General features: G+C 44.9%; 18 protein-coding genes. 6 read left to right on the forward strand and 12 right to left on the reverse strand.

From position 1 onward, the window contains the following. Positions 1-138: 138 nt before the first annotated feature. The gene (locus RDK53_RS02715) at positions 139-1,920 is read right to left on the reverse strand and encodes a flavocytochrome c (RefSeq protein ID WP_308513166.1); all 1,782 of its coding nucleotides are present in this window, start codon (positions 1,918-1,920) and stop codon (positions 139-141) included. 108 nt (positions 1,921-2,028) lie between these two features. Here RDK53_RS02715 and RDK53_RS02720 point away from each other — a divergent pair, with 108 nt between their 5' ends. Together RDK53_RS02720 and RDK53_RS02725 are read left to right on the forward strand one after the other, a co-directional pair. Next, entirely contained in the window at positions 2,029-3,774 is a 1,746-nt protein-coding gene (locus RDK53_RS02720) for a PhnD/SsuA/transferrin family substrate-binding protein (RefSeq protein ID WP_308513167.1), read from the forward strand. Position 3,775: 1 nt separating this feature from the next. Beyond that, complete coding sequence (locus RDK53_RS02725; RefSeq protein ID WP_308513168.1) at positions 3,776-4,387, forward strand: response regulator; 612 nt, start codon at positions 3,776-3,778, stop codon at positions 4,385-4,387. 188 nt (positions 4,388-4,575) lie between these two features. Here RDK53_RS02725 and RDK53_RS02730 read toward each other — a convergent pair whose 3' ends face one another. Beyond that, the gene (locus RDK53_RS02730; RefSeq protein ID WP_308513169.1) at positions 4,576-5,487 is read right to left on the reverse strand and encodes a LysR family transcriptional regulator; all 912 of its coding nucleotides are present in this window, start codon (positions 5,485-5,487) and stop codon (positions 4,576-4,578) included. Positions 5,488-5,585: 98 nt separating this feature from the next. On the opposite strand from RDK53_RS02730, the gene RDK53_RS02735 reads away from it, so the two are divergent. Further along, positions 5,586-6,629 (forward strand): alpha/beta hydrolase, encoded by a 1,044-nt coding sequence (locus tag RDK53_RS02735; protein ID WP_308513170.1) that lies wholly within the window; start codon positions 5,586-5,588, stop codon positions 6,627-6,629. A gap of 176 nt (positions 6,630-6,805) precedes the next feature. Here the strand turns inward: RDK53_RS02735 and RDK53_RS02740 are convergent, their stop codons facing one another. Beyond that, complete coding sequence (locus RDK53_RS02740) at positions 6,806-8,113, reverse strand: CapA family protein (RefSeq protein WP_308513171.1); 1,308 nt, start codon at positions 8,111-8,113, stop codon at positions 6,806-6,808. A 119-nt stretch (positions 8,114-8,232) separates the two neighbouring features. Then, entirely contained in the window at positions 8,233-9,384 is a 1,152-nt protein-coding gene (locus tag RDK53_RS02745) for a porin (protein WP_308513172.1), read from the reverse strand. Positions 9,385-9,940: 556 nt separating this feature from the next. On the opposite strand from RDK53_RS02745, the gene RDK53_RS02750 reads away from it, so the two are divergent. Both RDK53_RS02750 and dcuC read left to right on the forward strand, forming a co-directional pair. Further along, entirely contained in the window at positions 9,941-11,218 is a 1,278-nt protein-coding gene (locus RDK53_RS02750) for an amidohydrolase (protein WP_308513173.1), read from the forward strand. Positions 11,219-11,286: 68 nt separating this feature from the next. Beyond that, a complete protein-coding gene (gene dcuC / locus RDK53_RS02755) occupies positions 11,287-12,570 on the forward strand; it encodes a C4-dicarboxylate transporter DcuC (RefSeq protein ID WP_308513174.1) in 1,284 nt (427 codons plus the stop codon). Positions 12,571-12,679: 109 nt separating this feature from the next. On the opposite strand, the gene RDK53_RS02760 is transcribed toward dcuC, so the two are convergent. After that, complete coding sequence (locus RDK53_RS02760; protein ID WP_066594814.1) at positions 12,680-13,399, reverse strand: GntR family transcriptional regulator; 720 nt, start codon at positions 13,397-13,399, stop codon at positions 12,680-12,682. Between the two features lie 291 nt (positions 13,400-13,690). On the opposite strand from RDK53_RS02760, the gene RDK53_RS02765 reads away from it, so the two are divergent. Further along, positions 13,691-14,944, forward strand: a complete 1,254-nt coding sequence (locus RDK53_RS02765) for an OFA family MFS transporter (RefSeq protein WP_308513175.1) — start codon at positions 13,691-13,693, stop codon at positions 14,942-14,944. A gap of 126 nt (positions 14,945-15,070) precedes the next feature. Here RDK53_RS02765 and RDK53_RS02770 read toward each other — a convergent pair whose 3' ends face one another. From RDK53_RS02770 to RDK53_RS02800, 7 genes are all read right to left on the reverse strand, one after another. Then, positions 15,071-16,246, reverse strand: a complete 1,176-nt coding sequence (locus tag RDK53_RS02770) for an AAA family ATPase (protein WP_308513176.1) — start codon at positions 16,244-16,246, stop codon at positions 15,071-15,073. 144 nt (positions 16,247-16,390) lie between these two features. Next, positions 16,391-16,930, reverse strand: coding sequence for a DUF3455 domain-containing protein (locus tag RDK53_RS02775; RefSeq protein ID WP_308513177.1), 540 nt, complete (start codon positions 16,928-16,930; stop codon positions 16,391-16,393). A gap of 41 nt (positions 16,931-16,971) precedes the next feature. Further along, entirely contained in the window at positions 16,972-17,898 is a 927-nt protein-coding gene (locus RDK53_RS02780; protein ID WP_308513178.1) for an L-lactate dehydrogenase, read from the reverse strand. Positions 17,899-18,087: 189 nt separating this feature from the next. Next, the gene (locus tag RDK53_RS02785) at positions 18,088-19,311 is read right to left on the reverse strand and encodes a TCR/Tet family MFS transporter (RefSeq protein WP_308513179.1); all 1,224 of its coding nucleotides are present in this window, start codon (positions 19,309-19,311) and stop codon (positions 18,088-18,090) included. 233 nt (positions 19,312-19,544) lie between these two features. Then, the gene (locus RDK53_RS02790; RefSeq protein WP_308513180.1) at positions 19,545-22,088 is read right to left on the reverse strand and encodes a VIT and VWA domain-containing protein; all 2,544 of its coding nucleotides are present in this window, start codon (positions 22,086-22,088) and stop codon (positions 19,545-19,547) included. Next, the gene (locus RDK53_RS02795) at positions 22,081-22,494 is read right to left on the reverse strand and encodes a helix-turn-helix domain-containing protein (RefSeq protein WP_308513181.1); all 414 of its coding nucleotides are present in this window, start codon (positions 22,492-22,494) and stop codon (positions 22,081-22,083) included. The genes RDK53_RS02790 and RDK53_RS02795 overlap by 8 nt, the downstream gene beginning before the upstream one ends. A gap of 213 nt (positions 22,495-22,707) precedes the next feature. After that, positions 22,708-24,960, reverse strand: coding sequence for an AAA family ATPase (locus RDK53_RS02800; protein WP_308513182.1), 2,253 nt, complete (start codon positions 24,958-24,960; stop codon positions 22,708-22,710). Between the last annotated feature and the right edge of the window lie 30 nt (positions 24,961-24,990).

Consider the following 24,990-nt stretch of genomic DNA (forward strand, 5'->3'; position numbering starts at 1 on the left):
TGCTTAAGAACTGGCCGGAGTACCCTAGTTCGGTTCGGTGAGGGTTATCTAAGAAATAAGCTGTGGATTCCCAAAAAAAAACGCCCAAGATTTCTCTTGGGCGCCAAATTAACTCAAATCAAATCTAAACTGTCGCTTCTATTGTGCAGTTGCTGCCACTTTACCGGCCTGTCTTCCGAAAGTGAAGATATCGGCGATGGCATTTCCGCCAAGACGGTTAGCTCCGTGAATACCGCCTGTGACTTCACCGGCTGCGTAAAGTCCAGGAATTGGCTTTCCGGCCGCATCAAGAACCTGAGTTTGGGTATTGATTTTCAGACCGCCCATGGTGTGGTGGACAGTCGGAACTTTCTTAACGGCATACCAAGGACCCTCGGTCATAGGCTTATCTTCTTTGTTGTTGGCTACGAAGCCATATTTATCTTTTTCAACTTTGCCGGTTGCGACTTTGTTGTATTCATCAACGGAAGCCTTAAGTTTAGCTGGATCCATGCCTGTCTTCTTTGCCAACTCGTCTAGTGTTGCGCCTTCAACGACTGCGCCAAGTGAAGCCATGTCTGCGATAGTGGCTCCGTTTCGGTCCACCCAATCACGGCCCGGATATCTTACATGATTGACGACGAGCCAGTAGGTGGAGTGCGGCTGAGCAAAAATAGCTTTGCACAATGTGTCACGAGCGGCGCCTTCGTTCACGAAACGATCTCCGTTTTCATTGATGAACAGACGGTTTCTGCCGGAGGTCCTGATGTGCTCCATCAAGCCGGTTCCCGGGGTTCCGCATGGATGGAGCTGAATGTCAGACATGCCGATGACATCAGCTCCAACATTTTTACCCATGGCAATGCCATCTCCTTGGGCAGCTTTCTGAATTGTTGAAGCACCGATTCCTTTGCCAAGATCAACTTCTTTCCAAACACCTGTGTTCACCCTTCTTCTCAGTTCAACGTTTGCACCAAAACCTCCGGTGGTAATAATAACCCCCTTGCTGGCTATTACCGTAATCTTCCTGCCGTGGTTCTCTGCGACAGCACCGATGACCCGTCCGTCTTTATCTTTGATGAGGCTCTTAACGTTGGCATCGGTAATAATAGTTGCACTGTCTTTGTGCTCAGCCAAGAAGTTTTCAAGAGTACGTATGTAATGGTTGCCTGAGGGAGTAGTACCGTAGTGGCTTCTTTGCCACAGAGCTCCTGTAGCTGTGCCGATTTTATCTTTAAATGGAGAACCTAAGGATTCAAGCCATTCAATAGAGCGCATGGCGTTGGTGGTAAGGTAACGAACCAATTCCGGATTTCCTACATTGTGGCCGCCTTTCATGGTCTGGTCGTAGAATTTCTCTTCGGAGTCTTCAATGCCCATTGCTTTTTGACGTTTTGGGTCGACAGCGTTAAAAGCACCTCCGGAAACATTCGTTGAGCCTCCGAGATAGCCGAGTTTTTCTAAAACAACCACCTTAGCGCCGTTTTGAACTGCAGATACAGCAGCTGCCAAACCAGCTCCGCCTCCGCCAATCACGACAACCTGAGTATCGATAGTTTCATCTTTGGTTGGATAGGTATCGACTTTCTTGTTGAATTCGTTCTTAGCTGCACCAGCTTGTGTGAGGCAGTCTCTGACGCCTTTCTTAATAGCAAAAGAAGAAAGAGTTGCACCGGTCACGTTATCAACGTTGACGGACTGAGTTTCAACCATGCGTTTTGAGAGTTTGCCCAGAGCCAGTTTGCCAACGCCGATAGTTTCAAGATTTTTAGAAGTATCGATGCTGTCGATTTTGTGATTAACGATTTTTACAGTAACCGTCATCGGAGCGTTGTGACCGTTAACTTTGGCAGAATAGGTACCGTCGGCAGGGGCTGCTTGCAGGGTGGGAAGAGCCAATGCAAGTGCTGCGGTAAGAGGTAAAACTAATTTGTTGTTCATAAGTATTCTCCGTGGTGAGTAGTTTTAGTGTATGAACCCCAATACGTAAGTAATCAGTACTTAAGTACAATCTCCGCATAGACTAGAAAAAAATACGAACTGACCGATATGATCCACCGACTCTTTTTCTTGTTTCTATTGGCTTACGCTTTGGTTGCGCAAGGAGCGGAGCCTCTTATTCGTGTGGGAATGACGGAAGGAGGACACGAAAAAGAGCACACTCAGGTTTTCGATGAGACCAGAGATGCATTGATAAAAAAATTTGGAAAAGAAAATGTTTCTTTTGACCTCATCCACGTCAATCAATTGGTTCCGAAGATCCTTTCTCAGGAGGTTAATTTTTTCATCTCAACCACCGGGCTTTCTCGGCGTCTGCAAGCAGACGGTGCTCGCGATTTGGCGACTTTGACGTCTAAACGCTTTCCGGATCCGAATCTCTCTTACGGCTCTGTTTTTCTTACAAGAAAGGACTCGCCAATTTCTTCAATCGCTGACATGCGGGGAAGGGTTTTGGTTGGAAATCGTCCGTTAGGTTTCTATGGTTATGTAGTTCCAATTGGAGAGATAGCTCGGCACGGATATAAACCTAAGGACTTTTTCTCGAAAGAAATTTTCTTGGACTCCGGCAGTCACAACGTTTTGGCTTCTTTACTGGGAGGAGAAGGCGATGTAGCTACGGTTCCGAGTTGTTTTTTGGAGGATAACTATCCTGAAGATCATCCTTTCCGAAAAGATCTAAAGGCGATTAACGTGTTGGAGAGCAAGCCCTGTGTACGTTCAACACCCGCTTATCCGAATTGGGCCTTTTCTTCTTCCCCGGGCACCAGCCCGGAGCTAGCCCGAGATGTTCTTAAGACGCTTCTGGATATGCCTACGGATTCGAAAGGCTATCACTGGAGCGTCGCTACAAATTTCTCGGGAACGGATCAGCTCTACAAAGACTTAAAAGAAGGCATGTACACTATTCTTAATGAATGGTCTTTGAAAACCTTCTTCAAAGAATACAAGCCTTGGTTTTTCTCTTTGACTGTTCTGTTGGTTTGCTTAGCTGGCTACAGTGCTTTGTTGAATTATTTGGTAAGAAAGAAAACTCGTCAGCTGCAAAGATCAATTAAGCATCAGCAACTTCTCCAGAAAAGATCAAGAGATTCCGAAGCCAAGTTCGAATCGCTTCAGAAGTTGGGGATTATCGGTCAGATGAGCTCAATGATTGCTCATGAATTAAGGCAGCCTCTTTCGACCTTGCGGCTTTATGCCCAAGGTTTGCAGAGAAAGCTAGAAAGAGGCGAGTGGAGCGTGGAACAATCGAGCGAAGTTCTGAACAAGATCGTTACACAGGCCGAGAGAGCTGAGCAGATCGTTCAGAGTGTCAGAAATTATGCGAAAAGCAAACGGAGTGAGAAACAGGAAATTTGCCTGACGGAAATCGTGAATAATGCTTTACACGCCTTCAAACAAAGCGGCCGTTTCCGTCGAAATGTTATCGTCTCCATCCCAGAAGATATCAAGCTGTTCGCTAATCCGATGGAGCTTGAACTCGCTATTTTGAACCTGCTTCGAAACTCTGCCGATTCACTTGCAGCGTTAAATCACAAAGATCCGAAAATAGAGCTGGCAGTGCGGAGAAACGGAGATTTCGCGGAAATCGAAGTAAAAGACAATGGAGCTAAGGTTTCTGAGGCTGATTTGCAGGCGGCTACTGTTCCTCTTCACAGCAGCAAAGAAAATGGTCTGGGAATCGGTCTCTCTCTTGTAAGCAACATAATGGAAAATCACGGAGGAAGCTTAGCGCTGCATGCCCGACAGGAAGGCGGGGTGACGGCAGTCCTCTCCTTAAGAATTTTGGAAAGATAAGATGTCCGAAAGAGAACTTATTTGTATTGTTGATGATGACGCAGACCACTGCGACGCCCTGCGCTTTCTCCTAGAAAACGAAGGCTATCAGGTTAAGGTATATCTTCGGGCCGAAGAGTATCTCAATGTTGGAGAAAAAGACTGCGACTGCCTCATTCTTGACTTCAAAATGCCGGGGATTAACGGTGTTGAGTTATTGGAGCTCTTACAGGCAAAAGGTTTAACTCCGCCGACAATTTTTTTGACGGCGCACGCAGACTTGGACATGGCTATCAAGATTTTTAAAGGTGGTGCCCATGACTTAATCCAGAAGCCGGTAGATGCCGTACAGCTTCTTCAAGCCGTAGGAGAAACAATAGAAAAGCACCAAAAATTACTTAGAACTTCCTCCGGAACTGCAGAGTCGGCCCAAAAACAAATCTCGTGTCTTACACAGCGTGAGAAACAAGTTCTTAATCTGGTGTCCATGGGCTTGATGAATTGCCAAGTGGCCAGCCGATTAAATCTCAGTGAGAGGACAATAGAGACCCATCGTGCGAACGCTTATCGGAAACTTGGAATTTCTAATCTTGCTCAGTTAAGAAAGCTTTTAATGCAAAGCAAACTTTTCTAATAGAAATTCAAGTAGAACTTCATTAAAGGACCGGCCAATAAAAAAGCATTGGAAATGAAGATCTTCAGACGAGTTGCCCGTTCTCTTCTGAGTCAATTGGAAAACTTTCTCCTCAGTAATGAAAGAAGGCAGAAAAGCAGTGGAAGGAACCTAGGGCACATGTGATAAACGTTAATTTTATGACGTAGTCAAGCAATCGAAGACGGCTTCTCTTGTGTTTCTTTGGCCTGTTCTTGAAATGTTTTTACTAAGTAGTCTAAGAAAAGTTTAAGAGGCTTGTTGAAAATAAGTTCTTTAGACCAAATTAGAAACATCGGACTTTCCAGAGGCGGTTTCAAGGGAACTGCTGTCAGGTTTTTCTCTTCAGGACCGACCACGATATCACCGAAAGTTAACATGTAATAATCGGTGGTCGGGATGATAAATTTTGGTGTTGTCGCAAGGTTGAATGTAGCGGCAATGTTTAGCTGATCAATGTCATATCCTAGCCAACCAGGAAGCATGTTGACGGTAAGAAGAGTCCTACTCAGAATTAACGGCAGACCTTTGATCATTTCCGGAGTAATAAACTTTTCCTTGGCCAAAGGTGCGTCGTTTCTCATTACCAAGGCCCATTTTTCTAGTCTTGGGAGGCGGTAGTAGTCGTAGGAATGGAGCCGTTTGGAATCGAAAATGATTCCTAGATCCGAGGTCCTATCATCGATTCTTGTACAAACTTCTTCTTCGTTGCCGCTATAGATGTGCAAGAGTGCTTGCGGATATAGCTTTCTGAGTTGTTTCAAGGCCGTTCCGAGCGGGCCAATGGCAGTTGTCTCACCGGCAGCAATACTGATTTGAGGAATAGTTTCCGATGCGAGCTCAGCTTTTGCTTTATCGGTCAACTCAACGATAACTTTAGCCCGCTTAAGCAATGAAATGCCTGCCGGGGATAATGAGACGCCTTTTCCGTGCCGAATAAATAGCTGTACATTCAACTCTTCTTCAAGCTGCTTAATGGTTCGGGAGACATTCGGCTGAGTAGTAAATAATTTTTCGGATGCTCTCAGAAAGCTCTTCTCATCTGCAACTTTTACAAAATACTTCAAAGCCCGAATGTCCATTGATATGCCTTTTTCTTATATCTCTATCAAATAAATAAGTATTGGATATAAATTCTAATCGTTCTTAAAATTTAAAAAAAATTTTTTTGAGGTTTGAGATGTTTAGACGAGATCTGATAGTTGCTTCTTTAGCCACTGCGGCTCTTGGTTCATTAGCTTATGCAGAGGATAAGAAAGTGACATTGATGAATACGGCAGATAAGTGGGATAAGACCTTTCCTCAAAGCGACACAGTCGAGTGTGTTAAGGTCAGTTTTAAAAATCGTTATGGAGCTCCGTTAGTTGGAGACCTGTATATTCCCAAGGACAACAAAGCTCAGTTACCGGCGGTTGCTGTGTCCGGACCATTTGGAGCTGTGAAGGAACAGGCTTCAGGAAGGTATGCTCAGAGACTGGCTGAAAACGGATTTATTACCTTGGCTTTCGATCCGTCATTTACAGGTGAAAGCGGAGGTGAAATAAGAGCGGTGGCCTCACCTGATATCAACACCGAGGATTTCAGTGCCGCAGTTGATTATTTGTCTACAAGAAAAGATGTGGATCCTAATAAAATCGGTATCCTTGGGATATGTGGTTTCGGCGGTTTCGCTCTAAACGCGGCCGCCAATGATCCGCGCATTAAAGCCACAGTCACTTCAACTATGTATGACATGACGAGAGTGCTGTCAAAAGGCTATTTTGATTCAATGACTGTGGAGGACAGGTACAAGCTCAGAGAGAAGTTAAATGAGCAAAGAACCAAGGATGCCTTAACGGGTACGCCTGAGAGAGCCGGCGGCCTTCCGGATAAGCTTAACGGGACTGAGCCGTTGTTTGTTAAAGAATACTGGGAATATTACAAGCAACCCCGCGGTTACCATTCAAGATCTCTGAATTCAAACGAGGGATGGACAAAAACCTCTCAGCTGTCTTTCATGAATATGCCGATATTGGCCTACAGCGACGAAATCCGTAGCCCGGTAATGATGATGCATGGAGAAAAAGCTCATTCTTTATATTTCAGTCAAGATGCATTTAAAAAGCTGATAGGTGACAATAAAGAGTTAGTGATCATCCCCGGAGCTAATCATGTTGACTTGTACGATAACGACAAGTTTATTCCGTGGCAGAAGATCGTGGATTTCTACAAAAAGAATCTTTGAGAAAGAATTGGGAGTAGGCACTGTCTTGCTAGTGCTTGAGAGTAAAGATATTGGCAGAAAAAAACTGAATTAGCGACCTTTCTCCTGCAGACTTTTTCTTTCAAACGAGAACTGAAAAAATCCTCCTAGAGCGTAGCTCTAGGAGGATGCAAACAACAGGAAGATAAATAACAGGATTAGGCCTTGGGTGTCATATCAATGTAACCTTTTCCGTCTTTGATTTGAATCTCGGTTCCAAACTCTCTTGAGAGTTCTTTTAAATGATGGAGAGCTTCATCAGAGTTAGTAAGGGTGGGAGAACCCTTTCTTGAACGAGGATCATGCTGATGAAGATCGATGGGATGGAGAGTGACAGAAGTGATTTTCCCGTTCTCCATTTCCCAAACAGGAAGGACTGCAGACCAAATTGTTTTTTGTGCTGCAAAGCCGCGGGTACCGTTGCAGGATCTCTTATCCATTAAGTCGCCGACTTGTGAGTCAGACGGCATGCCCATGTTTGTATAAGCTTCCACCGGTTGTCTTTCGATTGTTTCGGTTTGGAAAATAAAGTTGCCGAGACTGTAGAAAATCAAGCCGTCTCCATATTTTTCAATGCCTCGGAGTTCATGAGGACCATGCCCAATAACGACCGAAGCTCCGGCATCAATACACTTCCTAGCAAAAGTTCTTAAGAATTCTGCCGGCTTGTCCATCTCTTGGCCGAGGAATTCATGAGCATGAATACTTACTAGAACAATGTCAGCTTGTCTTTTCGCTTCTTTGATCTCCTGAATAGTTCTTTCGACATCTGCCGGATGAGGAACTGTTTCATTTCTTTCTTCTCCGTCAGTCAGTTTGAAAGTCAGTTTCCCGAACGGGAAAATATCGTTTGGAAGAGGAGGAAGGTAACCGGCTTGTGTTTTGAGTGTTCTCAAATTGTTGGCTTCGGAGACCTCAGCAAGCTCTTTGGCCATTTCAAAGTGTTTTGCGTTGACGTGGTGGATGGTCTTGAATCTGAGAGGATTCAGACCTGGTCTGCCCATCATATCAATGCTCGGTCCACCGGCGGCAGCTGCGGGATCAAAAGAAGACGTAATGCCGATCAGTGCGACTCTTGCTTCTTTAGTATCGAGATAAACGGCTCTTGCCGCCTCTCTAAGATTTTCGCCGGAGCCGGCAAAGATAAGCTCTCTTTCCTTCAAATGGCGAATTGTCGCCATGACGCCTTCTTGACCGAAATCTCCCGAGTGGTTGTTGGCCGTATTGAATAAATTGAAGCCGTATTTGCAGACATCATCAATCAGTTTTGGAGCTGCCATGGCCCATGTACCGCCGCTCGCAGCAGCCGGATATCCTTCCTGATCATGGAAAGTCATCTCTAAATTCGTGAAGCGGACATCTGCCGTTTCGATTAGCTCTTTGATTTCTTTGAATCCCCGATAACCGTTTTCAGGAATGCTTCTAGTAATGAAGCAATCTCCGCTGGCTACGAATTTGGTACTCATCTTAATATTTTCCTCACTTGTGATGGGCAAAAAGAAAGCGGACAAAACTGCGTGTCCGCTTTTCCGCTGTCTCTCATGCCATAGACAGCCTAAACGCTAGAAATTAACAAAAAAACGGATTAGAACCAGTGGGCCATTCCGACCATGCCGGTATACAGGTTCTTGCCTCCGCTGTATTTAATCAGCTGACCGTAGTTTCTGCCGTATGCGGCTGTGGCATATACGCTGGTACGTTTGGTTAAAGAGTATTCTAAGGCAGTAGCAAATCTTAATCTTTCGCCGTTTTCCTTAACACCTTGAGCTGTCTTCAAGCTTGCGTCTGTGTAGCCTGCAGCCCCGACCCATGTGAGGTTTCCCGAAAGTTTTTGACGGAAGCCCAGGTTAAGACCCCATCCATCAACGCCATTCTGATTACCTGCCGTTGTGCTGTCGCCTTTGACAGCTTCGTTCTTAGGCATCCAGTAATAGAAAGTGCGCCAATTCTTCATGTATTGCGCAGCGAAATAAAGTGTTGTGCTGTCAGTAGCGTTCAAACGGAAACCGGCGAAGTATTCTTCGGAATTCTTTCTATTCCCGAGTTTGGCTGCATCAGCTTTGGACATTGTTTTGCTGAAGCTGGAGGCAGGGAGCTTGCCCCAACGGAACTGAGAACCGCCGAAGTCGATCAAGAGAGGACCTACTTCGTAGTTGACAGCGAGGGAAATGGCGCGGTTGTTTTGCGGAACAATGCGGTCATCAGAATCAGTTCCTAAGGAGTAGCTGACGCCGATACGAAGGCCGTTCATCTTGTTGGAGAGCCAAGCGATGGCGTTATTGACGCGTCCGTCGCCGGCGATAGAACCTTCGATCTCATAGGCAGGGCCATAGGCTGTTCTGAAAGGATCGATATTCGGGAGACCTATTCCGTATGGAGAGCTGATGGACTGAACGGTTCCCATTCTGCCGAAACCGATTTCACCGATTTTGTTGTTGTAGATAGCAAGAATACTGCGGCGTGCAAAAGCAACTCCTGCAGTAGATTCAGCGCCGGTATCTGCACTGAAGCCGGCTTCTAAATAGGCTTTGACTGCCCAATCAGCATTGAGCTGTTCCTTGATGGTTAAGCCCCAACGGGAGGTTTGGTTTTCCATGCTGACGACAGCAGACTTTCCGGGGGCCTTCATGTACTGCATAGCCAAGTCTACTTTTCCGTAGAGCTTGACATCGGTGTCGGCATAAGCGACAGAAGAGAGCATACAAGCGAGCAGGGCGGTTAATTTGAGTTTTGTCATTTCTTATCCTTGGTGAGAAAAGAGGTGAAATTGGGAATATCTTTTTTTATTAAAAAACTTTTGTCGCCAAGAGATTTGCCAAGTCTTATGTCTTATACATGACTAATGTTTGTCCTAATTGGACTCAAAAAATAAAGAGAGTAGATAAATGGATATTTTTCTTAGCAAGCTAATTTCTTCCCGAGATAAAAAATCTAACGAATGAGAAATTCTGCTGAAGTTCAAAATAGCGTTGAAGAAATATTCAAGGAGGGCGCTATCCGGGAACTACCTATCACTCGTGGTTTTTCCCGAATATCTCATGGAAAAACAAATATCAAATATCGAGAAACACACAAGACCGTCCTTAAGAAAATTGTTCGAAGTTGTCCGGTTTTGCCTTCTTGTTGAGCTCGGGTTTGTACTTTTAAAGAATTAATTGTTACCTGAAATTAGAAGGGGATAAGGACTTAAAAGATTAGTTATATGTCATATATATGAGTTAAGAAATTTTGAGACTCTATTCGGTTTTTAATGGCGGTATTCGCTTTAGTCAAAAAAATCCAAGGAACGACAAATGAATATTTTGGAAGAAGCCATTCAAACCAGAAGAAAGATTCACTCCCGTCCTGAAGAAGGATGGACCGAGTTCGAAACTTCTTATCTTGTTTCCGAACGATTGAAGAGTCTTGGCTGGCAAGTTTATATCGGCCTCGATGCCTTGGTACCGGAAGAAGTACTGGGCAGAAATCCGGAATTAGTAGAAAAAGCTATTGAGAGGGCAGCAAAGCAGGGAGTTCCTGCAGCTTTCTTAGAAAGTACTCAAGGTTATACCGGTGTCGTCGGAACATTTGATACCGGCAGGCAAGGTCCTCGTACAGCATTCCGTTTCGATATGGACTGCGTTCAGGTACAAGAAACCAGTGACGCTAATCACGTCCCTGTCAAAGAAGGTTTTGCAAGTCAAATTCCCGGCATGATGCACGCTTGCGGCCACGATGGTCACACTGCCGTAGGATTGGCCTTGGCAAGATGGATTGTTGAGAACAAAGAAGATCTTTGCGGTTCTTTCGTATTCATTTTCCAACCGGCTGAGGAAGGCACCCGAGGTGCAGGTCCTATGGCTGCTAAAGGCTGGGTCGATGATGTTAATTACTTCTTTGCCGGCCACTGCGGTATGTACTGCCAGCAGGGCCAGCTCGGGATCGGAGCTAAAGGATTCTTCGCCACATCTAAATTAGATGTCAGCTTTACCGGCATTCCTTCTCACGCAGGAGCTTATCCTGAAAGAGGCCGCAGTGCGTTGACCGCAGCCTGTTCTGCCGTCATGATGATGCAGGGTATTAGCCGCAACAGCGAGGGAGACACTCGCGTCAGTATCGGCAAACTAAATGCCGGGGAAGGCCGCAATGTCACTCCGGTTCATGCTGCAATTCAGCTGGAAACCCGCGGAGAAACCGAAGAAGTCAATAACTTCTTGGTTAAGAACGTAACGAACATCGTTAGGGGCGCAGCCGAAGCATACGAAGTCAAGTATGAAATTAAGCTTGTCGGCCATGCCACTACTCTGACAACAACTCCTAAAGGAGTTGAACTTCTGAAGAGAGCAGCAGAAACCGTGGAAGGTTATAAAACCGTTGATGTTTATAACTCCATCGGCGGCAGCGAAGACGTTTCCTTGTTATTCAAACGTGCTGTCGAACATGGTGCCGACGGTGCATTCTTCATGTGGGGCGTAAATAACAAAGGACATCATCGCGCAGACTTCGATCTCCAGGACGTCAACACCATGCCTCCGGCAATCCAACTCTGTCAGAACTTGGTCAGACAGACGAACGGAATTACTAATAACTAATCTAATTTGGAAAAACTTCTTCTTTAGCCATAACTCTTATTACCTAACTTAAACCTTCGGAGAAATATATGAGCTGGACAATTTGGATGGCAACCGCCGTTGTTATAGCTACGATTTACGCCTTGATTAAACGTTATGAAACTCGGTTAGTACTTTTAACCGCCGGTTTCTTAATGGCACTGTTGTCCATGAAGCCAATGATGGCTTTCCAACAGTTTGATAAGTCCATGACCGCCGCCGCTTTGATTATCGCAATCTGCTCGGCAATCGGTTTCGCAAGCGTTATTTCCATCACCAAGTGCGACCTTCATTTGGTTTCCTTGTTGACAAAACCTTTGAAACAATTCGGTATTTTCTTGCTTCCGGCATGCTGCGCCGTTACCGGTCTTGTTTCCATTGCTATTCCTTCCACCGCAGGCTGCTGCGCTGCGGTCGGCCCCACGCTGATCCCCTTAATGATCAGAGCTGGATTTAAACCGGCTGTCGCTGCGGCTGCAGTTGTCGGCAGTGTTACACCTGCTCTTGTAAACCCAGGCATTTCTCATAACGTTTTCGTTGCTAAATTAGCATCCATGGAAGTTATGCAGTTCCTTGGCATCTTCTCCAAGTACACTCTTGGGTTGTCCGCACTCGGTATTGTTTTGCTCACAGTTGTCTGCTTCTTCTACAAGGATTACAAGAAGAACGTTGGCGAAGCTGATTTGTCCAGACAGGAAAACTCAACAAACGCTAACCTTCCTGAGCTTCCGGAACATCCGAACGTCATTTACGCTCTTGCTCCGCTGGTTCCGGTTGTTCTTTTGATCATCTTCTCCCTCTGGGTTCCATCCATTAAGATGTCTGTGGCAACCGCCATGTTGATTGGTGCCGTATACGCCATGGTTGTTACTCGCACAAGTCCGGAAAAAGTCACAAAAGAATTCTTCAACGGCATGGGCAAAGGTTATGCAAACATTCTCGGTATCATCATTGCTGCCGGCGTGTTCGCCGCTGGTTTAAGAGCGGCCGGTGTTGTTGACGCTTTCGTTTCTTTCCTAACACAAACTCAGGGTGCTGCAAAGATCGGCGGTGCAGTTGGTCCTTACCTTCTCGGCATCCTTACAGGATCCGGCGACGCTGCTGCATTTGCCTTCAACGAAGCTGTTACACCTCACGCTGCTAAATTCGGTATGACAATTGAAAACTTGGGTTACCTCGCAGCGATTGGCGGTGGTTTAGGCCGTCTGTCCTCTCCTCTTTGCGGCGGCTTGATTCTTGTTGCCGGTATCGCAGGTGTCTCCCCAATGGAAGTTGTTAAGAGAACTGGTCCGGTCATGTTCGGAATGTTAGTGGCGGCTCTTCTTGTTCTCTAATCCAAATTAACATAGGAATTTCTTCCTCCTAAGGCTGTTGAATCTCATTTTGACAGTTGATTACAAGGTGATTTACCGTTAAGAGCAATACGGTAAATCACCCATTTTTTTAAATTCGAAGCAAATAGTTGACGGCGGTGCAGTGTTCATAGCGCAGTTCTACCGTCTTTTTATTTAATAATCTTCCTTGGCGGGTGACCACGAACATCGGGCTGCCGAGAGGAAGAAGAGTCAGCTTATTTAGAGCTTCATCAACAATCAGAAATTCCAGAAGGTCGGTTACATCGGCGATATAGATGCCGAGTTTTTCTTCATAAAGTTTGTAGAGGTTACCTTTTACCGCCTCTAAATCTTCAATTTTTAAGTCGCGGAAAGTATCTAAATCTAAGAAGGATTCGTCAACTCCCGTGTGTACTCCATTGTCGCTCATGGCTCTTAAGATATGGATTACCGGATCTCCGGAGACGATTTTCATTTTTGCGGCTACCTCTTCCGGTGCCGGGATGATTTCAAATTTTATCGGTTTGCTCTCAAAGACAGGCAAACGGCCGTCTTTGCGAATAAACTTCTGAAATCTGTTCCAGACTCCGGTGCCTTTGTAGCTTCGCACAAAAGTTCCGACTCCTTGGCGTTTTACCAATATTCCCGCATCTTCCAGGTCAGCCACGGCATGACGAACCGATCCGATGGACACACCAAAGTCTTCAGCCATTTTTGATTCTGAGGGCAGCGGCTGGTCGAACTTCCATTCTCGCGAAGAAAGTTTTTGAAGAATGGCCTCTTTGATCTGCGCATAGACAGGCATGCGAATAATATTAGAACGCTTCATTTTTTATTCCTCGGGAGATAGTAAGGATCTAGTTCTATGTCATTTATATGACTTAGAGAAGTTTACACGCAGAAAGGAGTTTTAATGATGGCTAACGAAGACCTTCCCATTGATGTGAAATCTGCTTCTTGAACTGCTCTTTACTGAGACAAACCTAGACGGAACGTGTATTCTTCGCAGACTTTCCGTTTAGAAAATCAATTTCTAAGAATTTCAAAAAAGCGAGCTGGCAGCCTTTTATCAGGGAAATTTATTATCTAACCATTAACTAAGCAAAGGAGTAAATACTAGATGGACGTATTGATAAAAAGATGGTACTTGCTGGCGATCGCCTGCGTTATTAATCTTTGTGCCGGTTCTATTTACGCATGGAGCGTATTTGCGGGTCCGAAGGCTGAGCAATTGTCACAGATTTTAGGTCAGACCATTACCGCCGGCGATCTCTCTTTGGCTTTCTCTTTAGGAAATGGTCTGGCTCCGATCCCAATGCTTTTAGGCGGCTATCTAAATGACAAAGCCGGCCCGAAGATTCAGATTGTTTTAGGCGGTTTGCTAGTAGCTATCGGTCTTTGCTGGGCCGGAGCTTCCGAGTCTCTCTTTACTCTTTTCTTTTCCTACGGGTTCATCTTCTGTCTTGGTGTCGGCTTAACCTACAGCGCTACTGTTAACACTTCCGTTAAGTTTTTCCCCGATCATCCGGGTTTAGCCGGCGGTTTAACTACAGCTGCTTACGGATTCTGTTCCGTCGGTGTTCCACCTGTAGCTCATGTTTTGATTGAGCAGTTTGGCATTACGGCAGCTTTCCAGATTCTCGGAGTTGTTTTTGGTACTGTAATTGTTATTGGCGGACTTCTAAGTCAGAAGTGCCCGCAGGGATTTATGACAACAGGCCGCAAGGATTCTCCACGCAGTGTTAAAGCGGCCGTCAACTACAACTGGTCGGAAATGGTCAGAACCACTAACTTCTGGCTCATGATTGCACTTCTGTTGTGCGGCGCGATTACCGGTATGATGATCTTTTCTCAGGCTGTCGGCATTGCAGTTAATCAGGTTGGAATGAGCGTTACCGCGGCCACCGGTGCAGTGGCTTTCCTTGCTTTGATTAATACTTTCGGCAGATTGGTTGCCGGCGTGATCTCCGACAAGCTCGGGCAACCGTTGAGCCTTTTGGGTGCGTGTATTCTTACCGTCTGCGGTTTGGTGATGTTGATTACTTGCACGCAAGGCTCCAATATCATGTTCTATGCGGCTTTGACTATTATCGGGTTTCCGTTCGGTGCTTTCTTAGGGATCTTTCCCGGATATACCGCTGCGGCTTTCGGAACAAGATTCAATGGAACCAATTACGGCATTATGTTCTGCGGGTTTGCCTTGTCGGGGGCTGTTGGTCCATGGCTCATGAATGCTCTTTCTAATAACGGAGACTTCTACTATTCCTACTTGGCTGGTATTTGCCTTGCCTCTCTCGGAGTTCTCTTGGCGGGAATTTTGAAGATCCGTTCCTCCCGAGAAAATACTTGTAAATTGCAAAATGCCAGTTGTTAAGCGGCCGGTATATCGCGGCTAACTCACAAAAGAGGCTGGTTTTTCAGCCTCAAATTGTTTCTGCAGGCGGCAGTTTCTAGATTATTTTCTGAGGCCAGTGGCGGCTGACCTTTCAAGAGCTGATGGTTACTCTATAAACAGTCGATTCAGCGCTTCCTTTGCAGAATCATTTGAATATCCCACATAAGCGGTTGCTCCGTCTATGCTTTTTAAAGTTAAGTATCCCATGTGAACCAGAAGAGCTAAGGAGGAGACAGATTGGGGTTCGAATGAAAACCTCAGATCGTTCAAAGGTAAAGAGGCCTCATTTCTTAGCTTGTTGAGAGGCACTAGAGAATGGTCTTGGAGGTAGTTGAGTAAAGCATTAGAAACCGCTCCGTTTCTAAGCCAATAATTATGGAGTCTTAAGTGAGACTCACTAAAAAACTTCAGCAGCAGCCTCGGAGCTATAACCTTTTGTTTTGTCGTTCTCTCAAAACAAAAGCCACCGTAGAATTCCTCCAGCTTATCTATTAACTCTTTTCTTCTGAGGTTAAGTTTTTCCTCAGCATGGAGCAAGAATTCCTTGAAATAATGTTCTACTTCTGCTCGAGAAAAGCCAAGTAGGCGACCATACTCAGGTGACAAAGAAATATCGGAAACATCATTGAAATCTGAAAAGAGGCTGGTTTTGTAGAGAGGAGTTAAGCCTGTAAGGAACAAAAATCTCAAGACGTTATCATTGGACTTAAGTATGCAGTAAAACCGAGAAAGGTAGGTGCTGACTTTTTCAAATAGCACAGGATTGTCTAGATAGGCAGCTAGAGGGGCATCATAATCATCAATCAGTAGGACTAAGGAGGCATTTCCTAGGTCTGAAAGAAACGTTTCCAGTTGGATGGAAAAATATGCAGAGCCGTTACTTTCAAAGCCAATTTGTTTGAACTGTGCCTTTAGGTAGGCATCAAAGTTATCTCGAAATTCTTTAAAGGTTCCTGCAGGCCTGACCTCAGAAAAATCTAAACGAACGACGAGATAGGATTTCTTTTCGTTCCATAGTTCTTCGATTTTTAGGCCTTTGAAATCTCTAAGGCCATGCAGAAACAAAGATTCGAACGTAGAAAGCAACAAAGATTTTCCAAATCCGTCCGGGCGAGTTAAAAGATACTTTCCTCCTCCGGATGCTAAGGGGTACAAGATATCGGTTTTATCAACATAAACGCAACTCTCCCTTCTTAAGTCTGAGAAGGACGTAGTGTCGAACGGAAGGTTGGTGCTGAAAATCGAGCTCATCTTTGCAGGTTGGATTGTTATTTGCTTCATTGTAGAAATCTTTTCCTAGCCGCTTCAGATTTTCTAATTAAATAAAAATTGCCTGATATTTTTAATCAGGCAATTTTTGATAGAGAACAAAAACTCGTTTGGCTCAATTGTTTTGATTTTCAAGAGGCACTTTCATCCAATTTCTCATTTCCAAAATACGAATTCGGCCGTAAACGGAACCTTTAGAAGTTTTCCCGCTTCTGTCTGGGAACAGTTAGATTGAGGAATTCCTCCCTTTGTGTCTAGCCTTTGGATATATCTGACGCCCTCTAGCACTCCAGGCTTGTCATTCGGGACAGCTGAAAGAAGGGCTAAAACCAGATCTTTTTTAGGATCAGACGGATTAGCCCAAGCGGATACTCGTGTTGAGATAATCGAAGAGCCGTCCTTGTAAGAAATAGCAGACATCGGACCAGACAAAGTACCGACTTTTTCTGAGCCTTCATACAAAGTGGCATCCGGACGCTCGAAACGGTAATAAGGACCCTTTGAGTCCACTGTGCATCTGAAAACCTGGACGCCCTTTGCCTGCAGGGTAAGAACAGGTTTTCCTGTTGGCGGTGTGAGCTTTGAAGGCACACCTCCAGCCCCCGGTATTAGGCTGCTGAGATTGTCTCCAATCGTAGAACAGCCGGCTAGACAAATTGGTAGTGTAAAAAGAAGTGCTTTCAGGTAGGTTTTCATAAGGCCGTCCGGAGTTGTTAAAAGCAGTAATGCTGGTAATTTTAACGCTGTCGACCTTTTCCTTCTTCCGTTTTGGTCCTAATCATCTTGGCTGAAGCAGTGAGCTTTTCTTTTTCTTCTGCGCTAAGCGGCAAAGGCATGGCCATTTCCGCGCCGGATTTAGTGATAATTGCAGGATAACCGACATAGCATTTGAATTCATCAACGTATACCGAAGCGGGGCAGACTAGGCGAGAATCTGAAAATACTGCCTGAACAAGCTTAACCGCACATGTTGCAATCGCATAACAAGTGTACTTCTTACCGTTAAACACGAGCCAGCCGCCTCCGCGGGAAGCGTTATCGAGTTCGTCAAGATCCAGACCGACTTCTTCAGCGAGCTCTTCAATTGGTTTGCCTTGAACGCAGACTGTCGACCAAGCAGTAAATTGAGATTCGCCGTGCTCTCCGAGAACGTAGCCGGAGATGTTATGAGGATTCTGATTAAGAGCCATTCCAACGGCTCTCTGCATTCTTGCAGTATCCAAGAAGGTGCCTGTGCCGAACACTTGCCGACGGTTTAAACCTGTATAGTACCGAAGCAATCCTGTAATGACATCGCAGGGGTTGGAAATATTAATCAGTACACCTTTAAAGCCAACTTCATGCAATTTAATTCCGACTTCCTTAGCTTGCTTGCAGTTGAATTCATACTCCAAGAATCTATCGCCGCCTTGCGCAAGGGCTTTAATGTCACCGAATGAAGTAACGATTACATCTGCATCTGCGAGGTCGCTGTAATTTTGCTTCAGTATCTTCGTACTGGTATCAAGCCTTGGCAAAGAGTCCATATAGTCATAGAACTCAGCAGTGCATTTGGCATCGTTATTGTCGATAAGGACTAACTCATCTGCGATGCCCTTGGTCATTAGTGTGTAGGCGACAGTTGAGCCCACGTGCCCGAGGCCGATAACACCGATTTTTCTCATTTTTTTCTCCTGACAAATTGTTTTGTCAGTCTAATCATCAAAAAAGGGGAGAAAAAATTTTGGGTTATCGAATAGCTCAAAAATAGTGCCAATTTCTCAAACTGGTTTTAAGGACCATCACTTTCAGAAGAGGAATTGATGTTTTAAGCTCGCCGTCCCAGGTGTAGGGCGTCGATAGACAGTTCGTGACTAAACCTTTTGGCTATTTCCTAATGAGCGGAACTGAACAAGGGCGATAAAGAAGGCCATTAACAAAAGTCCGGCACAAATAAAATAAACAAGACCTGACAGCATGGATTGAGGATCCTGGTGGACAGTATGCACAAGAAGAGGGGTACCGATAAGTGGAGCGATAACACCGATCAGACTGTTCAGAGAAGAAATAGCTCCGAGGCTGATACCTTGGTCGTTGGCACTGATATTTTCTGAGACCATGCCGTTTAGTGTCGGAGGGACGGCAACAGACATGAAATTTAAGAAGATAATGACGTAGAGCCAAGAACCTTGAGTAACCAGGCCAAAACCTAAATAAGCTAATGCGCCGGTTAGTAGCCCGCAAAGGACTACTTTCTTTTCACCGATCCTGCGGATGAACACTCTCATCAGGAATCCTTGCATTACAACGCTGACGGCACCGATACAAACTAAAGAAATGCCGATGTCAAATGGAGTCCACCCGTAGCGGTAATCGGTATAAAGAGTCCAAGTAGAGTGAAGCATGGACTGGGCAAAGGAAGAAACGGCGATAACTGCGATGAGTAGACCGATTTTCTTCAGCCTGGACAAATTAACAAGAGTGCTGAGGGGATTGCATCTTCTTAGAGAGAAGGGAGTACGAAGGCTAAGACTTAAGGATTCAGGAAGAACAAATAAGCCGTATAAGAAGTTAAGTCCTGATAGGGCGGCTGCCAGGAAAAACGGATACCGCAAATCGTGTTCTCCGAGGATTCCGCCGATAAGAGGCCCCAAGATAAAACCGATGCCGAAACACGCGCCGAGCATGCCGAAGGCTGCCGCTCTTTTTTCTTTAGCCGTTATGTCGGCGATATAAGCCTGAGCTACCGCTACGTTGGCCGAGAACATTCCCCCTACAAAGCGCGAGGCCAAAATTACCGGCAAAGACATACTCAGGGCCGGAACTAAAAACATGATACTTAGGCCGAAGATTCCTAAAAGCATCAGAGGGCGCCGACCGTATCTATCAGATAAAGCACCGAGAGTGGGAGCAAAGCAAAATTGCATCAGACCGTAGCTGACGAGCATTGCACCAAGCCACCAGGCCTGTGAGGCAGAGTTGCCGGCGAGCTTACCCACAAGTTGGGGAAGGACGGGAATAATCAACCCTATCCCTAAAATGTCTAATAGAACACATACCAAAATAAATGGCAGGCCCGGATGTAAACTTCTCTTCATATGTCCTCGGCACGAATAAGTCCGAAAATCTAACACATGAATTTTATCCACACCTGAGGAAAACACTTAAGATGGCGACAAGGCCAATGAGAATGTAAATAAGTCCTTCAAAAAAAGACCTTGTCGGCTAAATACCGACAAGGCTGTGTTCGTAAAGGTATGGAAGAAATCTTGAGCGGAATCGGTTGCTCGGGTCCGATCGCTGCTTAATTCTTTTCCTCTTCAATATCTCATTAGAGTTCTTTTTGCTCCTCTTTGTTGTTGGAATCTAAAACGAAGTTCACAACGAAAAGCATCGTCAAGATAGCATTGACAAAGTTTCTCTCGTCCGTATTATCCCAATCGTGCAGTGTTGGTATCTCAACAATGTCTGCGAGGGCTTCTGGAATCCGCCGTTCGGTTTCGAAGAGTTTGAACTGATCTGTCAGCCAGCTTGCATGTTCTTTCCTCATGTACTTAGCAAAGTCTCTGAGCTCCGGCCAACGTTCATTCAATCTTTCATCAGCTTTTCTCAATTCGTTGAAGAGACTAAGCGTCTGTTTTCCTGGCATTTCCATAAAGCGATAAAGGGCAATGAGGAAAGTCAGCTGCTGGTTTAACTGATCCGCCTGTTTGATTTTAGAAGAAGATAGGTCTATCAGCTTTTGAAGCATCTTTCTGTTATCTTTATCCTCCAGAACTTGAGCTTCATGAGCAAGAGCCCATAACGCCGCTCGTTCCTTATACATGTGTTCGGTTTTAGAGGCAGATAGTTCTCCCAGTTTTTGATACACTTTGCTGACATCCTTTTCCTCGAGATCTCCAACTTCTTGAGCCAGCTTCCACAACTCGGTTACGTCCTTAGCGTCCATTAATTGTTTTACTATTTCTTCCGTCTCACCGTAGAAGAATGCGCAGTCAACTCGATCGGAATCCTCTTCCTCAAAAGGCTCATTACTCATTATTTCCAAAGGCTCATCTAAACGGCGCATGGCCCTGCTTGCGTGCCAGTGGCCTAGGTGAGATGCTCTGGAGTACTTTCTGATAGGTTCGCTCATGCAATAGGAGATGTCTCCGGGTCCGTCCAGGTCTCCAAGGGGCACGCTGCACATTCTGTCGGCAACCTGCATTTGAGGCACCACACTCAATTTTGCAAAGTCAGTTACTTTATCCTCTTCTGCACGTTCTACTACGAGGAGGAAGTTGGTGCGGGGTCCAGCCAAGTTGTAGCGAATACCTAAATATTCTTGTTCTTCGGCATCTTTACTGGCAACCATGCGCATATTAGCAACAAGTTGGACAAGGGCTTTTCCAAATTCTTGGTCTAACCGTTTTATGGTGATTCCTTGCTTTTGTCCATCTTCTAAAAAAGACATTTTTAATTCATCAATCGGCTCTCTCAGGAAAGCTGCTGATGAACAAGAGTCAGCCGAGTAAGCCGTCCTCGGGGCCCTAGAGGTCCAAATTGCATCTTGAGGCCAGTGAACACTAACTGACTTCAACAGTGGAGCCTGAAGGCGGACAATTACACTGTTTGCAGCATCCTCGATGTCAGAGTAGCTGTAAACTGATTCGTACACTCCGCCTGTGGACTCAGAAATTTCAGTCAAAAGACTGCCGTAAGGAGCCATCCCGATTCCTAAGGTGAAGATTCTTCTGCCTGTCTTTTTGGCAGCTTTTTTCACGCTCTTCGTATCCCAAACTTCTCCGTCGGTAATTAAGAGAATGGCGCTATTCTCACTTTCCCCTCGGCACAGGTCTGTGCATCCATTCAAGGCACCTGCAAGCTCAGTTCCTCCTAAATCGGCCTGAATGTGCTTGATGACTTCTCCCCATGGTCTTGTAAGCCATTCCTTAATTCTGGAGTTGCACTCCGGAATGGTGACATTTTTTGCAATTTTTTCCAGTCTCAGATCAGATCCAAAACGATACAGGGTAACTTGATCCTGTGGATCCAACCCTCCCACAATTTTTGAAAGTGTTTCTTTTGCCCACTTAATTCGGCTTCCATCCATTGATCCGGAGCAATCAAGTAAGACACAGAGATCTAGGGGTGCTTTTTTAGGAGCCATCTGCGGAATAAAAGATGCCAAGGCAGCCCACTCTTTGCCGTCTTGTGCGAGACACAGAACACCTGAGCTCTCAACTTCAAGGTCAACGACAAAATCCCGGTCTGCTTTGCCGACGGCGCTAACCTTTAGACCTTCTTGGCAGTAGGAGCATCTGATAGCGTGAGAAGGAGAGTAGACAGTCCCCTCATCGAATGGCTTCTTAACTAGAAGCTCTCCGGAGCAGGCGTAATCCGCAAAAATATTCGCTTCAACTCCGGCGAGTGGTGACGGATAGGATTCGTCGCTGGCGGCATAGCGCTCATCCAATACCATCGGGATAGTGATGCGGACTTTTTTGCCGTGAAACTCTAATAGCTGCATATACTCGACAGTTATTTTGGCTTTTTCACCCGGCTTCAGATTGCCGAGTGAAGCAGTGCAAAAGTCCTGCTCTTCGATCTTGAGCATTACCGGAGAATCACCGGATTCCATGGCGTTTTCATAAGTCTCTTCTGCCTTCTTCTTTGGAAGTGCGCAAGCATGACGAACAACACCGTTTATTTCGGCCGAGAAAGAAGTAATCACACTCTTGCCATAGGGCAGCGGAAAGCTATAGCTGATTTCAATAGTATCGTCCGTGGTGTTCTCATAGTTTTGAACAGACTGATATCTGAAAAGAGGACCGTCCACTTCACCTTTCCATTGAATGGATTTCAAAGGAATGTTGGCTTTTATATGATTACTCATTGTTCTCTCCTTTATTCTGTTTGTATTCTTGAACAAGTTCAATAATTTTTTCTGTCAGCTCCGGAAGGGCCTCTGCCTTAATTTTTGCCTTTCGGTTATCTAGAACTAAGGTCATTCCTGAACCAAGAAAAATGTGGGAACACCAAGAAATTGTTCCGACTTCCGGTTCCGGGAGTGCGATTGAGTCTTCGTCATAAGAAGTGATTTCTTTTAACCGAACATTCTTATGAGACAGTCTCTTGATCTTGAGCAGCTCTTCCAGATGTTCATTGGTGTAGTAGGACCCACGTTTTTGACCCAATGGGGGTGCTACATACCCTTTTTGAATGTAGAAACGAATCGTCCTTCTTGGTATCCCAGTGAGTTCAGCGAGATCTTCCAGACGAAATTTTTTGTCGCTTTCCATCCTCTCCTCCTTAATTGAATTTTATTATACACTAATTATGTCTTAAAAAGTGTCATAAAAATAAATTGCTGTTCAAAAACTTCAAAAAGTGTCTATCTTCTTGAATATTTAAGAATTTTCTACTTCGGTTTGGGGAGAGATGAGTTCGAAAAGTCAAAGACCTCTTTGAAAAGTTGAGTTCGAAGAGGTCAAAGATGAAGTCGTTATGACTGATTAAGAAAAGCCAATCTTGCGGACGGCGCCTCCGTTTCCTTTGATTCGTACCTCGTCTTTAAGAGCCTCGAAGAAAGCTTTTTTCGTTTTCTCGGTTCTGAATTTGAATTGGCGATAGACGGCGGCAAAATCACCGGGGGTTAGCTTTTCAAGGTCTTCAAGTTCAGCCAAAACTTCTGCTAACGAACCTTGAAGCCGAAGCTGAGAAGAATACTTTTTGAATAGTTTTTTAGCTTGTTCAGGTTTTAAGAAGTCAAACTTTGTTTTCAGGTCAAAGCGGCGCAAAGCTGCCGGATCAAGAAGATCTATTAAGTTGGTGGTCGCAATAAACACACCTTCGAAGTTCTCAATTTGTGTCAGCAGCTCATTGACTTGTGTGACTTCCCAGGAGTGACTGCTTAACGTTCTGTCTCTCAAGAAAGAATCGATCTCGTCAAGCAAAAGAACGGCATCATCTCTCTGTGCGTCTTCAAAGGCTTGGGCAATAATCTTTTCCGTTTCCCCAAGATAGCAGTTCAATAAGTTAGAAGCTTTTCGAACGATGAGTGGTTTTTCAAGGTATTTTGCCAACCACTTTGCGTAGGCAGTTTTCCCGGTCCCGGGAGGTCCATAAATGCAAATTTTTGCGCTCCCGGCACGTTTAACGCCTTCTGCGATATTTTTGAGTTCGAGCATGGAATTGGTTAAATCCGGGTCATACAAGTAGCTTTGATTATTTTCGATAGGAGGCAGTTTAGGAAGGCCTTGGGCTTTGAGTTTTTCTGTAATGATCTCCATGGCAACTTTGGAAGAGAGTTTCATTGAAGTCTTAGAGAATGTCTCTAAAATTTCTGCTACTTGGGTGATAAGCCCCGGGGAAAGAAAGTTGCTCTTTGTAAGTCGAGTTAATTCTTTTTCATCGAGAAATTTTCCTAGTTTTTGATGTGTTATGTCCTTGAGAGCTCTCAAAGGAGGATTTGCTACCTCTAAAACAAAGGTAAATCTTCGAATCATCGCAGGATCGAGGCCAGCAATAGAATTTGTCATCCATATTGTTGGAGTTTGGTTTTCCTCCAGACACTTGTTGATAAAAGCCTTGTTAGTACGAAAGTTGTAAGATTTTTGAATTCCTTCGTTGAAGAGATCCGCTGCTTCATCGACGGCAAGCAGAGAGTCGCTGGAGGAGCTCAACAAGGAAGAAGCAACTTGCCAATTTTTCCAACGGCTCGTGGACTCGGATGATTTGCCGGATGTGGAAAGAGAAGGTTCAAAAGCTTTTAGTCCGGATTCTTTAGCTAATAAGCGACTTAACTCGGTTTTTCCTGTTCCGGGCGGCCCATACAAGAGAATGTTTACTCCTTTCCTGGGATTTGAGGCATTCTGCTTTAGAAATGGAAGAATTATGTTCGGAATAGCTGGAAGAAAATTAAAGTCTTTTAAAGATAAAACACTAGGTTCGGTTTGAATCAGGTATTGAGAAAAGAGCTTCTTTTTTGTAACAGTTCCCCAAATATATTGGTTCAGATCATTGTTGTGAAAAACTTCGAATAAATCTTGCGCATCATCAGAGGGGTAGCTATTGAGTGTCAGAACTCCGCAGTTGACTAATCTTCCTTCCGGAGAAATGACTTTCATGACTTCAGTAACCGAGACGTCGAAAAGCCACGCCATCATCTCTCCCAGCATATGTATTCCTTTATTGGTGAAGTCAAAGAAATTGATGACTTCCTTCAATAAAGGATTGGCTTGAATAAGAAGAAGGAAAAATAACATATCAGTTTCAAAGCTTGAAAGACGCAAACACTCCTGCAGCACTGCTGCATTCTGCTGCATCTTCTCCGGAAAGAGACCGGAAGTTTTGACTTTATCGGATATACATTGATAGAAGTCAAAGAGTTCCTGTGGAACATCTTCTCCTTCTCGGCCTAATTTTTTTCTGAGTTCTTCGTAGGCGCGAGATACCTCGTCAGGAAGTTCGTCCTCGAACTCTTCAAAAGTTTTAGGCTCTTCATCATCTTCAAACCTTCCCGAATCAATAATCTTTTGTACCAGCTGAGAAAGAAGGTCGCTAATGACTGCCCCCACTTCAGTTCCCGGCAGAACCCTGTATCTTTCCGCGGGCTTTCTTATTGAGTAGTTTCTTTCCAACCTGAACCAGCCGCCTCGCTCTACTAAAATCTTGGCAATCCAATAATCAACGGCAGCTACGCTTTCTTCACAAGCACCTGTAAAGCTCAAACCAAAACTGAGCTTTTTTCGTTTTCTTCTAAACATATTTTGCGCTCCTTTGATCTTGTTCTATTA

The organism is uncultured Turicimonas sp. (assembly GCF_902477955.1).
Classification (GTDB): Bacteria; Pseudomonadota; Gammaproteobacteria; order Burkholderiales; family Burkholderiaceae_F; genus Turicimonas.